The organism is Enterococcus pernyi (assembly GCF_045371165.1).
Classification (GTDB): domain Bacteria; phylum Bacillota; class Bacilli; order Lactobacillales; family Enterococcaceae; genus Enterococcus_B; species Enterococcus_B pernyi.
Map to the genome: position 1 here is coordinate 73,639 of NZ_JBIQDM010000011.1, position 17,072 is coordinate 90,710.

Annotated in this window: 13 protein-coding genes and 1 other RNA gene; 6 read left to right on the plus strand and 8 right to left on the minus strand. The window is 39.1% G+C overall.

Annotated elements, in window-relative coordinates; all coding sequences use genetic code 11:
• Positions 1–7: 7 nt before the first annotated feature.
• The 5 genes from ACH0AK_RS12165 to ACH0AK_RS12185 form a co-directional block, all read right to left on the minus strand.
• On the minus strand, positions 8–2,221 hold the full coding sequence (locus tag ACH0AK_RS12165) for a RelA/SpoT family protein (protein WP_153830539.1): 2,214 nt from the start codon (positions 2,219–2,221) through the stop codon (positions 8–10).
• 231 nt (positions 2,222–2,452) lie between these two features.
• On the minus strand, positions 2,453–3,214 hold the full coding sequence (locus tag ACH0AK_RS12170) for a 16S rRNA (uracil(1498)-N(3))-methyltransferase (protein ID WP_010734221.1): 762 nt from the start codon (positions 3,212–3,214) through the stop codon (positions 2,453–2,455).
• The gene (prmA, locus tag ACH0AK_RS12175) at positions 3,215–4,162 is read right to left on the minus strand and encodes a 50S ribosomal protein L11 methyltransferase (protein ID WP_010734220.1); all 948 of its coding nucleotides are present in this window, start codon (positions 4,160–4,162) and stop codon (positions 3,215–3,217) included.
• 12 nt (positions 4,163–4,174) lie between these two features.
• Positions 4,175–4,663 carry a DUF3013 family protein gene (locus ACH0AK_RS12180; protein ID WP_010734219.1) on the minus strand — a complete coding sequence of 163 codons (489 nt, stop codon included), beginning with the start codon at positions 4,661–4,663 and terminating at the stop codon, positions 4,175–4,177.
• Positions 4,632–5,300: a DNA-3-methyladenine glycosylase gene (locus ACH0AK_RS12185; RefSeq protein ID WP_023520430.1), complete on the minus strand. Its 669-nt coding sequence runs from the start codon at positions 5,298–5,300 to the stop codon at positions 4,632–4,634. Before ACH0AK_RS12185 ends, ACH0AK_RS12180 begins: the two co-directional genes overlap by 32 nt.
• 206 nt (positions 5,301–5,506) lie before the next feature.
• Between ACH0AK_RS12185 and ACH0AK_RS12190 the strand changes: the two genes are divergently transcribed.
• The 4 genes from ACH0AK_RS12190 to ACH0AK_RS12205 all read left to right on the plus strand — a co-directional run bounded on the left by ACH0AK_RS12190 (position 5,507) and on the right by ACH0AK_RS12205 (position 7,983).
• Positions 5,507–6,787 carry a replication-associated recombination protein A gene (locus tag ACH0AK_RS12190; RefSeq protein ID WP_153830542.1) on the plus strand — a complete coding sequence of 427 codons (1,281 nt, stop codon included), beginning with the start codon at positions 5,507–5,509 and terminating at the stop codon, positions 6,785–6,787.
• A gap of 77 nt (positions 6,788–6,864) precedes the next feature.
• A non-coding RNA gene (gene ssrS / locus ACH0AK_RS12195) (6S RNA) lies at positions 6,865–7,059 on the plus strand.
• Between the two features lie 91 nt (positions 7,060–7,150).
• Entirely contained in the window at positions 7,151–7,438 is a 288-nt protein-coding gene (locus ACH0AK_RS12200; RefSeq protein ID WP_010734216.1) for a hypothetical protein, read from the plus strand.
• Between the two features lie 71 nt (positions 7,439–7,509).
• Entirely contained in the window at positions 7,510–7,983 is a 474-nt protein-coding gene (locus ACH0AK_RS12205) for a universal stress protein (RefSeq protein ID WP_010734215.1), read from the plus strand.
• 48 nt (positions 7,984–8,031) lie between these two features.
• On the opposite strand, the gene ACH0AK_RS12210 is transcribed toward ACH0AK_RS12205, so the two are convergent.
• On the minus strand, positions 8,032–9,984 hold the full coding sequence (locus ACH0AK_RS12210) for a sucrose-specific PTS transporter subunit IIBC (RefSeq protein WP_499796935.1): 1,953 nt from the start codon (positions 9,982–9,984) through the stop codon (positions 8,032–8,034).
• 229 nt (positions 9,985–10,213) lie between these two features.
• Here ACH0AK_RS12210 and ACH0AK_RS12215 point away from each other — a divergent pair, with 229 nt between their 5' ends.
• Both ACH0AK_RS12215 and ACH0AK_RS12220 read left to right on the plus strand, forming a co-directional pair.
• The gene (locus ACH0AK_RS12215; protein WP_499796936.1) at positions 10,214–11,692 is read left to right on the plus strand and encodes a sucrose-6-phosphate hydrolase; all 1,479 of its coding nucleotides are present in this window, start codon (positions 10,214–10,216) and stop codon (positions 11,690–11,692) included.
• Positions 11,693–11,704: 12 nt separating this feature from the next.
• A complete protein-coding gene (locus tag ACH0AK_RS12220; protein WP_023520433.1) occupies positions 11,705–12,688 on the plus strand; it encodes a LacI family DNA-binding transcriptional regulator in 984 nt (327 codons plus the stop codon).
• A gap of 242 nt (positions 12,689–12,930) precedes the next feature.
• On the opposite strand, the gene ACH0AK_RS12225 is transcribed toward ACH0AK_RS12220, so the two are convergent.
• Together ACH0AK_RS12225 and ACH0AK_RS12230 are read right to left on the minus strand one after the other, a co-directional pair.
• Positions 12,931–15,960, minus strand: a complete 3,030-nt coding sequence (locus ACH0AK_RS12225) for a WxL domain-containing protein (RefSeq protein WP_499796937.1) — start codon at positions 15,958–15,960, stop codon at positions 12,931–12,933.
• 21 nt (positions 15,961–15,981) lie between these two features.
• A complete protein-coding gene (locus ACH0AK_RS12230) occupies positions 15,982–17,025 on the minus strand; it encodes a WxLIP family cell surface protein (protein ID WP_438846706.1) in 1,044 nt (347 codons plus the stop codon).
• Between the last annotated feature and the right edge of the window lie 47 nt (positions 17,026–17,072).

Sequence of the window (17,072 nt, forward strand, 5' to 3'; positions counted from 1 at the left end):
CTACCTCCTAGCCATTCATCCGGCGTACGCTATATACATCCGGTACAGTCTTGATTTTATCGACAATACTTTTCAAGTGTGACAAGTTACGTATCCCTACTGTCAAATGGATCGTCGCCATTTTGTCTTTATTCGTTCGTGCTTCGACACTGTTTAGATTTTTAGTCATCGCATTCACAGTCTGCAAGACGTCATTTAACATGCCCGAACGATTATAGCCATAGATCTCTAAATCAGCATCATACTCTTTGTTCGTATTTGAAGTGTCTTCCCATTCAACGTCAATCAACCGTTCTTCCACGTTTGGTTTATCCGATTGGACATTCGGACAGTCTTTGCGATGGATCGAGATACCACGTCCTTTGGTGATATAGCCCACGATGTCATCCCCTGGTACAGGATTGCAACAACGGCTGATCCGGATCAACAAGTTTTCAACACCTTGGATGACGACGCCACCTTCATGACGAACCTTCATTTTTTCAGGCTCTTTTTTAGGTTGATTCATCAACTCTTCTGCTTCTTGTTTTTGTTGCTCGATTTTTTGTTCTTTCCGCTCTTTTTCAGTCAAGCGATTAGCCATCGTCAATGGACTTACTTCGCCATAACCAATCGCAGCATACATATCTTCTTCTGTTTGAAAATTCAAGCGTTCTAATGCGTCGTGTAATTTATTTTTTGAAAGAATCTCCTTTGGTACAAAACCAAGATCCATAATACACTTCACTAAAGCTTCATGGCCCTTCGTCACATTTTCGTCTCGATCTTGCCCTTTGAAGAAACGCTTGATTTTATTTCTCGCTTTACTTGTGGCTACTAATTTCAGCCAATCACGACTTGGTCCAAATGAATTTGGCGAAGTCAGAATCTCGATGATATCACCATTCTTCAATTTGTAATCTAATTGGACCATTTTCCCATTGATTTTGGCACCAGTCGTTTTGTTCCCGATATCTGTATGGATGCTATAAGCAAAGTCTAACGGTCCTGATCCTTTAGGAAGTTCAGTCACATCGCCTTTAGGAGTGAACACATAGACTTTATCACTAAAGATATCGCCTTTCACACCCTCCATGAATTCAGAAGCATCGTAACTTTCATCTTGCAATTCGATGATCTCATGGAACCAACTTAACTGTTTTGTCATCCCATCGGGTTCAACTTTGTCGCCTTTTCCTTCTTTATATGCCCAGTGAGCAGCTACCCCAAACTCAGCGATTTCGTGCATTTCTTGGGTACGGATCTGAATCTCGACAGGGTTGCCAGCTGGTCCGATAACAGTCGTATGCAACGATTGATACATATTCGCTTTAGGCATCGCGATATAATCTTTGAATCTACCTGGCATAGGTTTCCATTTCGTATGGATCGCTCCTAGTACTGCATAACAATCTTTGATCGAATCCACGATCACTCGGATTGCCAGTAGATCATAGATTTCATTGAATTGCTTCTTTTGGTCTTTCATCTTACGGTAAATCGAATAGATGTGTTTCGGGCGACCATAGATCTCTGCAAAAATCCCCAATTCTTCCGTTGCTAAACGGATATCCTCCACTGTGCCACTGACATAATTTTCACGTTCTTCTCGTTTTGTTTGCATCAAGTGAACGATTCGATAATATTGCTTTGGATTGAGATAACGCAGCGCCGTATCCTCTAATTCCCATTTGATTCGACTGATCCCTAAACGATGAGCAAGCGGTGCGTATATTTCCAATGTTTCTTGCGCAATGCGTCGTTGTTTATCTTCCCGCAAATGCTTTAACGTACGCATGTTATGTAAACGATCGGCTAACTTCACCATGATTACACGTAAATCTTGAGCCATAGCTAATAACATTTTGCGGTGATTTTCCGCTAGTTGTTCTTCGTGGGATTTGTATTTGATTTTCCCTAACTTCGTCACTCCGTCCACCAACATTGCCACGTCGTTCCCGAAGGCTTCTCTTAAATCTTCTAAGGTTACTTCTGTATCTTCTACCACATCATGTAAAAAACCAGTGGCAACCGTATGGGGGTCCATTCGTAGATCTGCAAGAATCCCTGCAACTTGGATCGGATGGATGATATAAGGTTCTCCTGATTTACGAAATTGTCCCTCATGTGCAGTGGTCGCGTAGTCACATGCTTTTTGCACAAAAGCGACATGTTCAGGTCCCATGTATTGGCTAACCATCTTAATGACGTCAGGCCCTGTTAATATTTCTTCTTTTGGCATGGGAAACATCCCCCTTTCTATTCATAATCAAAACAGATATTTTTTGTCGTGAGAAAGCATTTTTTTATAGCTTAGGATTAAATAATTGTTCTTATTATACCGATTGTGTCAATGATTTTCAATTCCGTACAAAAGGCAAAATCCCACTTTCACTTTGAGGGATCAAGAAAATAGGAAAATTCATACATTTGTTTTGTAGAAGATCGTTATCCCTAACGATTAACTCGCCTATTACTTGCTAAGTGCTTGTAATTCAAGTTGGAAACTTGCGGCACTTAACAAATACAATGGCGCAGTTTCTGTTCGTAGGATTCTTGGACCAAGACCACAAAGAATGCCACCTTGTGATTCGAAATGAGCGATTTCTTGAGGTGATAATCCGCCTTCTGGGCCAAACACTGCAAGGATCCGAGTACCTGGTAAAACAGATTGCAGTATTTTGGCTAAATTAGCGGCTTCCCCTTGTTTTGCTGATTCTTCATATGCAACCAGAAGGACATCATACGAACTGAGCGTCTCATAAAATTGCTTTTCTGTCTCCATTAAAGATACTTGCGGTACGACTTGGCGATGCGACTGTTCCGCCGCTTCCTGTGCAATCTTGACCAACCGCTCTTGTCGCTTTTTGCGTTTTTTGGCATCCCATTTAACGACAGAAGCAGCAGCAGGAAATCCCACAAACCCGTGAGCGCCTAGCTCTGTCCCTTTTTGTACGATCCAATCCAACTTATCCCCTTTAGGATATCCGCTAGCAATCGTGATCTTGCAGGGTAATTCTTTTTGAACACTTTCTTTCGCCACTTCGACTAAGAAGACTTCATTCTCCTTCATTTCACTGATTTCTGCAATGATCGCGATCTGGTCGTTAAATGCTAAATAGACCTGATCTTTCACTGCCATTCGCATAACTCTTACCATATGGTGATAGGCTTCACCCTCTATTACAAAACGCTCTTGTGGTCGATAAGGCTCATCTAGAAAATATCGTTGCATTTAATCCACCTCAGGCTTTTTTAGCATAATGGCATACCAATCTTTTTGTTGGAACACTTGATCGACAACAAAACCTTGTTCTTCCATCGCCGTAAGAACCATTTCTTTCTTCTCTTCAATGATTCCAGAAACGATCAACGTCCCAGTTTGTTTTAGTAAACGCCACGCATCAGGAATCATCAACAAAATGATATCTGCCAAAATATTAGCTACGATCACATCGCTCTCGCTCTCGATGCCTTTTAATAGGTCATTGGCTGACACATGCACATCTTTTGCTACTTCATTTAGGTCCATATTTTCTTTTGCTGAACGTACTGCCACTTCATCGAGATCATACGCATAGACTTCTTTTGCCCCTAAATGCTTCGCCGCAATACTCAACACTCCGGAACCAGTACCGACATCTAAAAGCGTTTCTCCACCTCGCAAGGTCGACTCCAGTGCTTGTAATGTCAAAGAAGTCGTTGGATGCGTACCTGTTCCAAACGCCATCCCTGGGTCTAATGTAATGATTTTTTCTAATGGATCAGTCGTTTGATAACTTTCCCAACTTGGTACGACAGTTAGTAGACGTGTGATCCGAACCGGATGATAATATTTTTTCCAAGCCGTTGCCCAATTGCTTTCTTCGACTTCACTCACCGTCACAATGTTCTTACCGATCGCTAATCCAAATTCGGGTAATTTTGTCACACGTTCTTTGATAAAGGGTAAAATTTCCGGTAAAAAGATCGTTTCAGGGAAATAAGCCATCACGATGGCACCCTCTTCAATCGTTGTAAAATCTTCTTTTGTCAGGATTTCTCCATAAGGATCAGATTTAAAATTTTCGACGTCCAATGAATCTTCGATCGCGACACCACTCGCTCCTGCTTCCATTAAAATATTTGCGACTGCTTCAACCGCTTCACTCGCCGTTTCGATTTTGACTTCATTCCATTTCATATACGTTGCTCCTTAATAGCTGGGATAGGGTAGATATACATCTTTTTCATTTTGTTGTTTTTCTTCGACTAAACGTGTGAACACATGGTTATCCCATTTCAATTCAAAGACAGCTGTTTCGTCTTCTGCATCTAAAAAATCTAAAAGATCACTTTGACCTTGTGCTAATACATCATTCAAGTAGTCAATCAGTGCATCGGCTACAGAACTCGCTAACCCTTTCTTTCCTTCATAAGGGATCACTGCCAGATAATCTTGCTCATCAAATATAGATTTTTCTGGGTTGAATAATAAGACACCATCTTCAAATTCAATGATTTCTTCTTCCGAGACAACACCTTGGGCATCATCTAATTCAAAATGTGCCTGATTTTCTGCAAATAAACGTACCACGATCTCAATCGTATGGTTTTTTGTGTCCCAATCTAACGCCACATCATAGTCTGTGATCTTCTTTTCAATGGCTGTATCAAGGTAATCCAATATTGTTGTTTTCTTCATTTTGTTTCCTCCAACCCCAGTCTTCATCGACTTGGTTCTTTTTTTGTAATGAAAGATACGGATTTCCAGCAACGACAAAACGCAATGGTTTTTCCGTCCATTCTCCTTTATTCGGTATACCGATTCTAGGCAACGCCAATATTTTTTTTGGTAGCCGTTTTTTCTCAAAAACCAAACGCAACGAGCTATCACGAATCGACTGTCCATATAAATCTGGTGATAGACCTAAGGCTGCCACTAATTTCCCTGGACCATTACTAATATCAGGACCCGCCTTCCCTTTGCGATTCAGGCTCATTTGCTCAATCCCCTCCACAGGCTCAATGGCACGGATCATCACTCCTTGTGGTACTCCTTCAGGTTGTGTGATGATATTTAAAATCAAGTGGGTGTGCATCGTGTAGAGATAGATCGTTCCTGGTTCTTCATACATTGCACGCACTCGAGGCGTACGCCGCATACCATAACTGTGAGCAGCCAGATCTTCCGGACCTAAGTAAGCTTCTGCATCTACGATATAGCCACCTAAGCGCCCATTTGGTGTTTCATATTCCAGATACATTCCTAGTAAATCTTTTGCCACTTCTGCCGTTGTTTTATTTAATAAAAGTTCATCTAATTGTTTTTGATTTGTCATTTGCTTCACCACCTTTATCATACACAATATTAGGCAAAGAAGCTATGAAAAAAGCGGGTCAACGAGTTGGCGATTACCATTGCTGAACTAGAGAAACCTATTTCTAGCTTCTCGCCCTATTCTGACTATTCCTCCGCCTTTTGCGCCCCTTTATCCTATGAGATATGTTATAATAAACGAACGAATAATCTAAAGGAGGCAGACTGATGCAACAACCATTAGCCTATCGGATGCGTCCGAAAAATATCGATGAAGTCGTTGGCCAACGCCATTTAGTTGGTGAAGGTAAAATCATTCGCCGAATGGTTGATGCAGAAATGTTATCTTCCATGATTTTATATGGACCACCCGGCACAGGAAAGACAAGTATCGCTAGTGCCATTGCTGGCTCAACTAATTTTGCCTTTCGGATGTTGAATGCCGCGACCGATTCTAAAAAAGATCTACAAGTTGTCGCCGAAGAAGCTAGAATGAGCGGTACTGTGATTCTTTTACTTGATGAAGTCCATCGATTAGATAAAACAAAGCAAGATTTTTTACTTCCGCATTTAGAAAACGGTCGTATCATCTTGATTGGGGCAACCACTGAAAATCCTTATATCACGATTAATCCAGCAATCCGTAGTCGGACACAGATCTTTGAGGTAAAACCGTTAGACGAAGAAGATATCCAATTAGCAATTCATCGTGCATTGTCCGATAAAGAAAATGGCTTAGGAGAATCATCGATTAAAATAGATGAAAATGCCTTGCTTCATCTATCTCGTGCCACTAACGGTGATTTGAGAAGCGCACTTAATGGCTTGGAACTTGCTGTACGTTCCACTAAAAAACAAGAAGACGGTACAATTCATCTCACCCTCGCGATTATCGAAGAGTGTATCCAGCGAAAAGCATTGACGCATGATAAAAATGGGGATGCTCACTATGATGTGATCTCCGCATTTCAAAAATCCATTCGTGGGAGCGACGTGGATGCTGCATTACATTACTTGGCGCGTTTAGTCGAAGCTGGGGATTTAGCAAGTATTTGTCGTCGCCTGATGGTGATTGGCTACGAAGATATTGGCTTAGGCAACCCTGCTGCTGCGGCTCGAACAGTCAACGCTGTGCTAGCTGCCGAACGTTTAGGTCTACCAGAAGGTCGTATCCCTTTAGCTGATGCAGTCGTCGATCTTTGCCTTTCACCAAAATCCAATTCTGCCTATACCGCATTAGATACAGCCATTGCAGACATAAGAGCAGGAAAGGCAGGCGAAATTCCTGATCACTTAAAAGATAGCCATTATCAAGGGGCCAAGTCATTGAATCGAGGTGTAGACTATCAATATCCTCATAGCTACGAAAATGCTTGGGTCGATCAACAATATCTACCTGATAAACTGAAACATACACAGTATTATCAACCTAAAAATACTGGGAAGTACGAACAAGCCTTAGGACAGCAATATCAGCGCATTAAAGAATGGCAGAAAAAAACACAATAACCACCGTCATTGAAAGCGTTCAAAATTATTGAGCGCCCACATTGCTCTTTTTAAATCCATGTGCTACTATAGAAGTGGGAAATCTGTGATGTTCGAATTGTCCTCTTTGTGTGTTGACCGAACATTTTTATTGATATCTTGGGACCTGTCTTGTGTCACAGCTGGTAACATGCCTTATCATTTGGTAGTTCGATGCGACGACCATGGGACCCACCTGCTTGAATTCGCGGGATCAATACTACAGGACAAACAACGGCATTAACGGAGATTACCATTTTTTTACCTATTAAGAGGCAGTACCGATTTATCGGTGCTGCCTCTTTTATGGTATGATTGGTTTTAGAAAAAGTAGGAGTGGATACAATGATTCGTTTATTGATGGCGATTGCCGCCTTATTGCTATTATTTGTCAGTTATTACTTATTTAAAAAACAAACGATTTTTTTCGTTCTTATCGAACAGAATAAAAAGAATCAAGATTTTCTAAGTATTTTCGGTTCGATCTACGCATTTTTAGGACTTCTAGGACTCGTTGTCGTAGCAATCAATCATCGTTTTTTTGCATTACTTTATTTAGTCATCGTAATTGCTGTTGCCTCTGTCTTCAGCATCGGTTTTGCCAAAAAAATGACGAAACCTGACAGTAAATAATTCTCATTTCTTTGAATTTGCTTTACAATAGAATTGTAAACCAAGTATCTTTTTTGAAGGAGTGAATGCTGATGTTACAACAATATAGAAAAATCATGGTTGCGGTCGACGGTTCTGAAGAAGCCGAATTAGCGTTTAAAAAAGCAGTAAACGTTGCTTTAAGAAATAACAGCGAGCTTTTATTAGCTCATGTCATTGACACACGATCTTTCCAAACTGTTTCATCCTTTGATGGCATGTTGGCAGAACAAGCAACAGAAATGGCCAAGCAAACACTAGCCGATTATGAGATGAAAGCTAAAAAAGCTGGATTACATCAAGTGACAACTGTGGTAGAATACGGTTCTCCAAAGCATATCATTGCTAAAGAAATCCCTGAAGACCATGAAGTGGACTTGATCCTTTTAGGTGCAACTGGACTCAACGCAGTCGAACGTCTATTTATCGGTTCTGTTTCAGAATACGTTATTCGCAATGCAGCATGTGATGTTCTAGTCGTACGTACAAACTTAGAAAATCAATTACCAAAAAAAGAAGATAAGTAATTATTTCATAAAAAGCATTGAGAAATAAAAATTTCTCAATGCTTTTTATTAGTTAGATTCTGTCTTTGAACGTAGCATGAGCAATCTTTCTTTGCTATCTACTGTGCCTTCTGTAACAAGAGTAATTGATTCATACGATAAAGAATTGGTAATAATCACCATTACCGTATCATCATAGCCGGCTTGCTTGAGCTTTTGCTGATCAAATCTTCCCAACAACTGGCCTTTCTTTACCTTATCTCCTACCTGAAATTCTGTCGAAAACCCTTGACCATTTAATCCAACTGTATCAATACCGATATGGATCAAAATTTCTCCACCAGCATCTGTTTTCAACCCATAGGCATGTTTCGATTCATAAACAACAGTCAGTTCACCATCGGCTGGAGCAAATAAAAGTCCTTCCGTTGGTCTGATTGCTATTCCTTTTCCCATCATTTCTTGAGAAAACACAGGGTCATTTACTGCTTGCAGTGATATCAGTTCACCAGAAACAGGAGCGACGATTACTTCTTCTATCACACGTTCCTCCTCTTCTTTTGCATCACTCGGTACATCTGCTGTTTCCGGTTCTTCACTAGCAAGTAGGTATGCATGTTTTTTCCCATAAAGATATGTTGTAGTGAAACCAACGAGTAAACTGATCAGGATACCTATCATGAAAAAAGGAATCTGATTAGGCGTAATTGAAATAAAGCCGATGACGCTGGCGGGACCTAAAGCAATAGCAAGTACATGGAAAAAACCGATGAACATGGAGGAAATCCCGGCAGCAATCATTCCACAAATAAATGGAAACTTTAATTTTAGATTGACACCAAAAATTGCTGGCTCTGTAATTCCTAGTAAAGCAGAGATGCTAGCAGAAGTTGCTAAACTTTTTTGCTTTGTATTTTTAGTCAATAACATGATGGCAAGTGTTGCTGCCCCCTGTCCAACGTTTGCCATTGAAGCAACTGGGAAAATAAATGTTCCTCCCGTTCGAGCCACATCAGCCAATAAAGATGTTTCAATTGCTGGAAAACTTTGATGAAGACCAGTGATCACGATTGGTGAATAGAACAAACCAAAAATCCCTAAACCGATTGCTCCGGTTGTTTGATACAACCAACTCAATCCTGCTGTTAAGCTGTCTCCGACTGTTTGCATCACTGGACCAACCACAACGAATGTCAAAAAACCTGTAATGATAATTGCTAACATCGGTGTAAATGTATAATCAAATGCATTAAGTAAACGTTTATGGAAAAATTTCTCTAAATTTGCCAAAATCCATGAAACAGCTAAAACTGGTAAGACCGATCCTTGGTAACCTGCTTGAGCAATGTTTAACCCAAAAATATTCCAATAAGGCATTGTTCCTTCTGCCACAGCATTTGCTACGCTGTACCCATTGACCAGCTCCGGCATCACCATCGCCATTGCCATTGCTGCTCCTAGATAAGGATTGCCACCAAATCTTCGCGTTGCTGAAAAACCTACTAGGATCGGGAGAAATGCAAATGGAGCAGAAGCCAGTAAATTAATAATGCTAGTCACATCTTTTAAATTAGGATACATCTCAATCACTGATTGTGGTCCGAATAGATCTTGTGCGGTCAAAACATTATTGATTGCCATCAATAACCCACCTGCGACTAAAGCAGGAACAATTGGTACGAATATATCAGACAGTACTTTGATCAAGGACATAAAAGGATTCTGTTTCTTCCCTGATTGTGCTACCGCTTTCAAATCGTCAGTCGATGCTTCTTTTGTACCGGTCAGCTGGATAAGTTCGTCGTAAACATTATTCACATCACCTGCGCCTATAATGATTTGGAATTGATGATTTGCTTCAAAGGTTCCTTTTACTTCATCAATGGCATCTAGTGCCTTTTGATTCACTTTCGCTTGATCTTTTAATACTAAACGCAAACGAGTTGCACAATGTGCGGCAGCTTGGATATTATTTTCCCCTAGTGCGTCATTGATTTCTTTTGCCACTTTTTTATAATCCACTTTTTGTCCCCCCTATATAATCTAAACATCAATTTTTTGTAACCGTTATCCTAGTTTGAGTATGCCACGACACTCCATAATTGTCAAACGTTTATCAAAAATAAAGCTTATATTTTATAATAAATAACTAGAGAGAATGATAAAACAAACAACAATAATGATATGCGTTTGACATTAATGCTGGTTCGAGCTATTCTATAATAGAATACGTTTACAAGGAGTCGTACTTATGAATAATAATTTTAAATGGACACGTCAACTACGTTATCAAGCTTATCAGGCGTGGCCTCAAGAGTATCAAACACTGTTAAAGGAACAAGTAGCTCATTCTCCTTGGCGTTTGGATTACCACATTCAGCCACCTTCTGGTTTGTTGAACGACCCAAATGGTTTTTCTTTTTTCAACGGCAAATGGCACTTATTTTACCAAGCTTATCCGATGGGCGCTGTTCATGGGTTAAAATCTTGGTACCACTTGACTTCTAAGAATTTAGTCGATTGGCAAGAGGAAGGATTGAAACTTCTACCCAGCACATCATATGATAGTCATGGCGTCTATTCCGGTTCAGCACTTCCGGTTAATGACAAATTATTTTTGGCCTATACAGGCAATGTCCGTGATGAAAATTGGGCACGCACTTCGTATCAGTTGGGTGCATGGATGCAACCTAATGGCGAACTATCCAAATTAACCACCCCACTGATTTCTAAGCCACCTTACGGCTATACACAAGAATTTCGAGATCCTCAAGTGATTTTTTATAAAGACGAATATTTGTTATTGTTGGGTGCACAAAATCAAAATAAACAAGGGGAAATTTTAGTTTACCGTAGTCCCGATCTAGACACTTGGTCTTACGCAGGTCCTTTACAATTTACGCAACAATCGATGGGATTTATGATCGAGTGTCCTAACTTAGTATTCATTGACGGAAAAGCGCTATTGCTCTTTTGTCCACAAGGCTTAGAACAGTCAATTTTGGAGTATCAAAATATATACCCGAATGCTTACATCATCGGAGAAGCCTATGACATCGAAACGAATCAACTTACCCAACCTTCAACCCTTAAAAATCTTGACGAAGGCTTTGATCTTTATGCTACTCAAGCATTCAACGCTCCTGATGGTCGTGCCTTAGCAGTTAGTTGGATCGGGTTGCCTGAAATCAGTTATCCGACTGATCCATTTGGCTGGGCCCATTGTTTAAGTATCGTCAAAGAGTTGACGATTGAAAATGGGACACTCTATCAACGTCCTGTAAAAGAAATGAGTCAATTACGGATTGATCCGCCATGTTCTTTGAATCATTCAGTCTCACAGATAAATACCGAGCAAAATCGCTACGAAATCAACTTAGAGTTTAAAGAAAATCAAAGTGGAAAAATTCATTTATGTAGTGATCCCATGGGAAATAACGGATTGATCCTCTCTTTCGATCGCAGGCATGGTAAAATGAAAATAGATCGTAGCTTATCAGGAGAAGTATTTGCAGAAGATTATGGTGTCACAAGAGAATTTACAATTTCACAAGAACCTTTGTCTTTACAAATCTTTGTTGATATTTCTGTAGTCGAAATCTTTATCAATGACGGTAAACAAACGGCTACTGCCCGAATTTTCCCTTCAAGCGAACAGACCACACTCTTGATCGAATGTGACCATGCCTTCTCAGGAACGCTTTGGAAGTTACGTAAAATGAATGAATAGAGGGTAAGTTAAATGGTTGTTAAATTAACCGATGTAGCCAAAAAGGCTGGAGTCTCACCAACCACTGTATCACGTGTCATCAATAACTACGGCTCATTGAGCCAAAAAACAATCGATAAAGTAAATCAAGCAATGAAAGAATTAAATTATCAACCCAATTCATTGGCTCGTTCTCTTCAAGGAAAAAACACCCAATTGATTGGCTTGATTTTTCCTACAGTTGCCAACCCTTTCTTTGGTGAATTAGTCGAACAATTAGAAAGTAAGCTATTTGATTTAGGATACCGTTCAATATTATGCGATAGTGCAAACAATAAAGAAAAAGAACGAAACTACCTCAACATGTTAGCTGCAAACAAAGTAGATGGTATCCTTGCTGGAGCGCATAATCTGGGTATCCAAGAATACGAAAATATTGAACTACCCATTGTCTCCTTCGACCGCTATTTAGCAGAAGGAATTCCAATTATCAGTAGTGACAATTTACGTGGTGGATACTTAGCTACCGAAAACCTTTATTTAAAAGGTGCCAGAAACATTGCCATCTTAACTGGCTCCCAAGAATCAAATTCACCGACCAATCAACGATTGAATGGATATTTGGCATTTATGGAAGAATTCCAGTTAGAGCCGCACGTGTTTCATTTTCATTCTACTGCCCGCTCAACTGCTTTAAAAAATTTAGAGATCAAACGGATTTTAGAAATGGAAACAATTGATGGTTTATTTTGTACAGACGATTTAACTGCTATTTTAGCCTATAATCTCTGTCAAGAGTTGCATATTAAAATTCCTGAAGAAATAAAAATCATCGGGTATGATGGAACAAAAATAATTCAAAATTATTTCCCACAGCTCTCGACCATCGCACAACCAATTACAGATATTGCTGACATCTTAGTCGACCTAATGCTCCAACGGATCCAAGATCCAGAGAAACCACTTGAATCCAACTATGTGTTGCCAGTGAAATTGATTCAAGGAAGCACGACCTAAAATGATTAGCTATTTGAACACATATGCTTCTTCTATTTCCTTACTACTAGAAGATACATATGTGTTTTTTTGCCAACTATTCTTCGAAAAAATGACTTCTACTTTTATTAGTCTGGTATAAGTTAAGCAAATAACTATATTTTTGATTATTTTATAGTAGTCTTTTGTCATTCCTTTGTTCAAAAAAAAGATGTTGGTATCCATTCCAACATCTTCATTCATTTTGTTATCTTTCTTATTATTCAATTTCCAGGTACGGCACTCAGTTCCCAAGTAAAGGTTGTAGAATACTGAATCGCTTCTGGATTGGAACCTTTTGGAACCGTCAACCCTATACTTTCACTTGCTGTACGTTCATCACCGAAACGATAGATCCAAGTACCTGTTCCTTCATTATTCTGCGCCCATAATAACACACGTTTCACTCCAGGTATCAATTCATGGGGCTCCGTTTGTTGCAAACTAGGGGCTATTCCTCCTTGTGCTGTCATCAAACTTTGATTTCTAAAGTACACGCTTGCTCCATTCAATTCTTTACCTTCTTTGTTTTTAAATTGATCATTCTGTGTGACTGTCAATTGCCAACCATTTCTTTGAGTCGTTGAACGTCGATCACTGATTTGGATAAAGTTAGGGCGTTCTTCCTGATTTTCCGTATCATCAGCCGACAGCAAACGTTGAGGTTGAGCATAATAGGTTTCTTCATCAACCGCTATTCCATTTTTTCCAAAATCAAATTGAGAGACAAAATCGATACTGACAAAACCTTGTTTTTCTGGAATATTGGGTGGATTCTCAGGGGTGATTGGCGTAACACTATCAATTGGATCTAACGGATCAAGATCCTTGATTCCTTCTACGATTGTTTCAGCTAAATCAGATTTTCCGTTTAAAAAAGCATACGCCTTTACTATGTTATTTTTAGTAAAGTACGACCCAAAAGGTAACTGAAACGCATAGTCTCCATTCTCGTCTGCTTGAATATGGTACTTTTCCTCTTCTGCATAATTTGCTGAATCAATGGTTGGTTCTGGTATCGCTGGATCACCATCAAAACGTATGACACTATGAGGAGTCGCTTTTCCTCGGATAATTTTAGAATTTTCCAGCGAAGGATCTTCCGATAGAGTCTCCATGGATACTTCCACATCAGGAATATATTCAAATAAGATACGTTGAGCACGAGTTGTAAAATTTGTTCTAAAACTATCTTCTATATTCTGTGAAATTGAAGAGACATTGTTGATTGTCGGTAGGGTTCCTGCATAATTGATTTTCAAATTAAAGATAGGTGTCCAGCTAAAATCTGGTTCCTCACTTAAATTCCCATGTTGCCATTGTTTGACTGATTGAATATCGACGTCTAAAAGCCCTGTACTTCCTGAGATACTAATCAATCCATTCGTTGGTAGTAGTCCCAGAATCGATCTTGTTCTTTCTAAATTTATTTTTCTAGCATCTGCGAAAGAAAACGTAGATGCTGCGCTTGTAAATGTCATTAAACTATGAGTTGATGCAGTACTATCTGATTTAATGTCTAAGATACCTTCCTTATCAACTGTGAAGGTTGCAGCACCAGCTACATATATAACGCTAGCCGTTGAATTCCCTTGATCGGACGCAGATATTTCTAACTTGCTTTTTTTGCCAACATTTAATGAACTTTGCGCTGCCATAAATATTATATTAGATGAAGAATTATTAGCATTATTAGTTCTTCCGCTTGCATTAATAATAACTTCACTTTCTTCCAATAAATCAACTTGAGAACCTGATCCTGTCAAAGTAATTGCTGGAGAATTGAATCGTGGATTAAGAATAATCTCAGAACGTTTTCCGATAGTCAAGTTACCATTGGCAATCATTATATTCGCACCATTTGCTTCGCCACCTGTACCAGATGCCGTTACTTCCATTTTTACATCGTCTCCAATAGTCATTTTACCAGTGTTATAATATAGCATAATATTTCCCGAACTTATTGTAGAAAGTTCAACAGTCGATCCATCTAAAATCTCAAGTTGGTTGACTTCCATATTAGCTTGGAAAATATTATTGATGTTTTGAACTCTACCAGACCTCGAAGTGTATGTCACTACTTGGTGAGATGTTACATGACCTGATAAGATAACTGGTGTTGACAAAGAATGAATCAACTGATTACCGGCATTTGTCAAATTATGGTATCGCATTCTTGACTGACTCTGAAATGTCCCACTCAAATTGGTGAAATTCATCGCTCCATAGTAATTCCCATGAACAATATCAATATTTTGAAATGTTATATCCCACGGGGTATTAGCATTGAAAGTACTGTTAACATATCCTACAGCTACGGCCCGAAAATCAATCTGATGATCATTTCCTTCAATTACTAATTTACGAGATATTTGAGAGGCATTGATCCATATATATACAGCACCCCCATTTGGATTTGATGTTGCACTGTTCCCTTGTACACCCGTAAGTCCTGCAGTTGGGTTATCTGTAGATTCAAAGTCATTAATCACATTGATATAGTTAATTGTTGGATCAACTAATGCCAACATAAATTCCTGCCAATTCGAAACATCTCGATGATTGATTTCATCTAAAGGTGTGATTGGATCTCTAAGCGTTGTTTCACTTGTGTTCGTTTCATCCTTTTGGCTATCCTCTATTCTATCAGTTTCTGGTATTGTTTCTTCCGCATTTGCAACCTGAGACACATCAATTTCTTCATCTTCAACTATATTCTCTTCAGTTACAGCCTCGTTTTCGTCTGTAGCACTTACTGCCTTCTCTTCTTTGATTATTTCGATTTTTATTCTTTCTGTACCTATCTGAACTTCATAATTTCCCTTATCCTCAAAACGTAAAGGAAGTGCAATCCTAATCCCTGCCACTTCAGATTTGATCATCCACTTATTGGTATCGTGGGCTTTTTCAACTTCCACATCCGCAGGGAGTACTTCTTTTACAATCATTGCTTCTTCAGGCAATATCATTTCAACAGATTGAACAGAATCACTTAAGATAAACGATACGATGACCGTTTCTCCTACATAGCCAGTCTTACTTGTTTCAGCTAATTGAACATATCCTCCTAAATCAGATGATTGAACTTCAGGAATCAACGACCTCCCTAATTCACCTTGATTTCCAATCGATTCTCTATTATCCAAGGCATAGATCGTAGGTAAAAAGAAAGAAGTGATTGTTGGGCAAACAATCTGTAAACCTATCGTCCCTATCATGATAGGGATTAACCATTTTGAAAAAATACGTTTCATTTTGATGCCTCTCTTCTCATCTTATTTTTTCTTACTTTTGATTGCGAGTCTTCCAACGATAATTAGTAATAGCATAAAAAGACAAAGGGTTGTGATCAACCACCAATTAATACTCGTATCAATCGTAACATCTTGTTTATTCAATGCTCTGGCTTCATCCGCATCAATGGTAAACTTCCTTTCCCATTGCCATTCTTCTTCTCCTGAACGTGCTGTCATTTTCAACAAATACTCACCACTGCGAAAACGATCGCCTTCTAAGGAGATTGGAAAGTTGAAATTAGAATTTGGTGCCATTTGCATCTGCTCTTGATGTGCTTGATAAAGTACTTGTTCCTCGCCTTCTCTATGGATCGTCGCTTCAACCTCTAGACGATTCACAAATGATGGGGTGAAATTTTGAAGATTTGCACTAATCACATTTCGATAATTTAATTGGTCAGCAAATACATCTAGTAGTTCTAAATCAGGTTTTACAGACGCACGATCATTACTCACTACTACCCCTACAACATAAGCAAATTCATTTTTAATAGCTACACCTTCTTCCTCGGTTGTTTCCTCTTCAGATTCCTCCTGAATTTCAGTAATCCGCAATCCTCCAGCTAAAAATCCTTCGAATTTTTCTTTTGGCATAATCAGTGGAACAGAAATCGTTTTCGTTTCATTTCCAGCTAATTCAATTGGTTCTTCCGGTACTTCAATCAAATCTGCCAAAGAATAAAACAACGTTGGATCTGCCTCTTCTGCATCTCTTCCATATTCAACCACACCCATCACGTTCGTTAGCGCGGTATGAGCAGTTATCTGGATTTTTTTCGCTTGCTCATTCGCATTTTGTAGTCTTAGAGTTAAGTTTTCCGTACTTCCTGGTTCTATATTTAAATTAAAATAGCTTTCATTTCCCTCAACTTGGCTTTCTGGAAATTCAGGACTCACATAAAAATTTAACGTATCGTCGTTAGCATAGACAAACACATTAGATATGAGAGAAAACAAAAACAACAGTACTAGTCCAGAAAAGCAATAATTTTTCTTTACGGTATATGTATGTATTTTTTTCATCGATAGACACTCCTTTTATTAATACGTAGTGCCACAAAGCGTGGCAC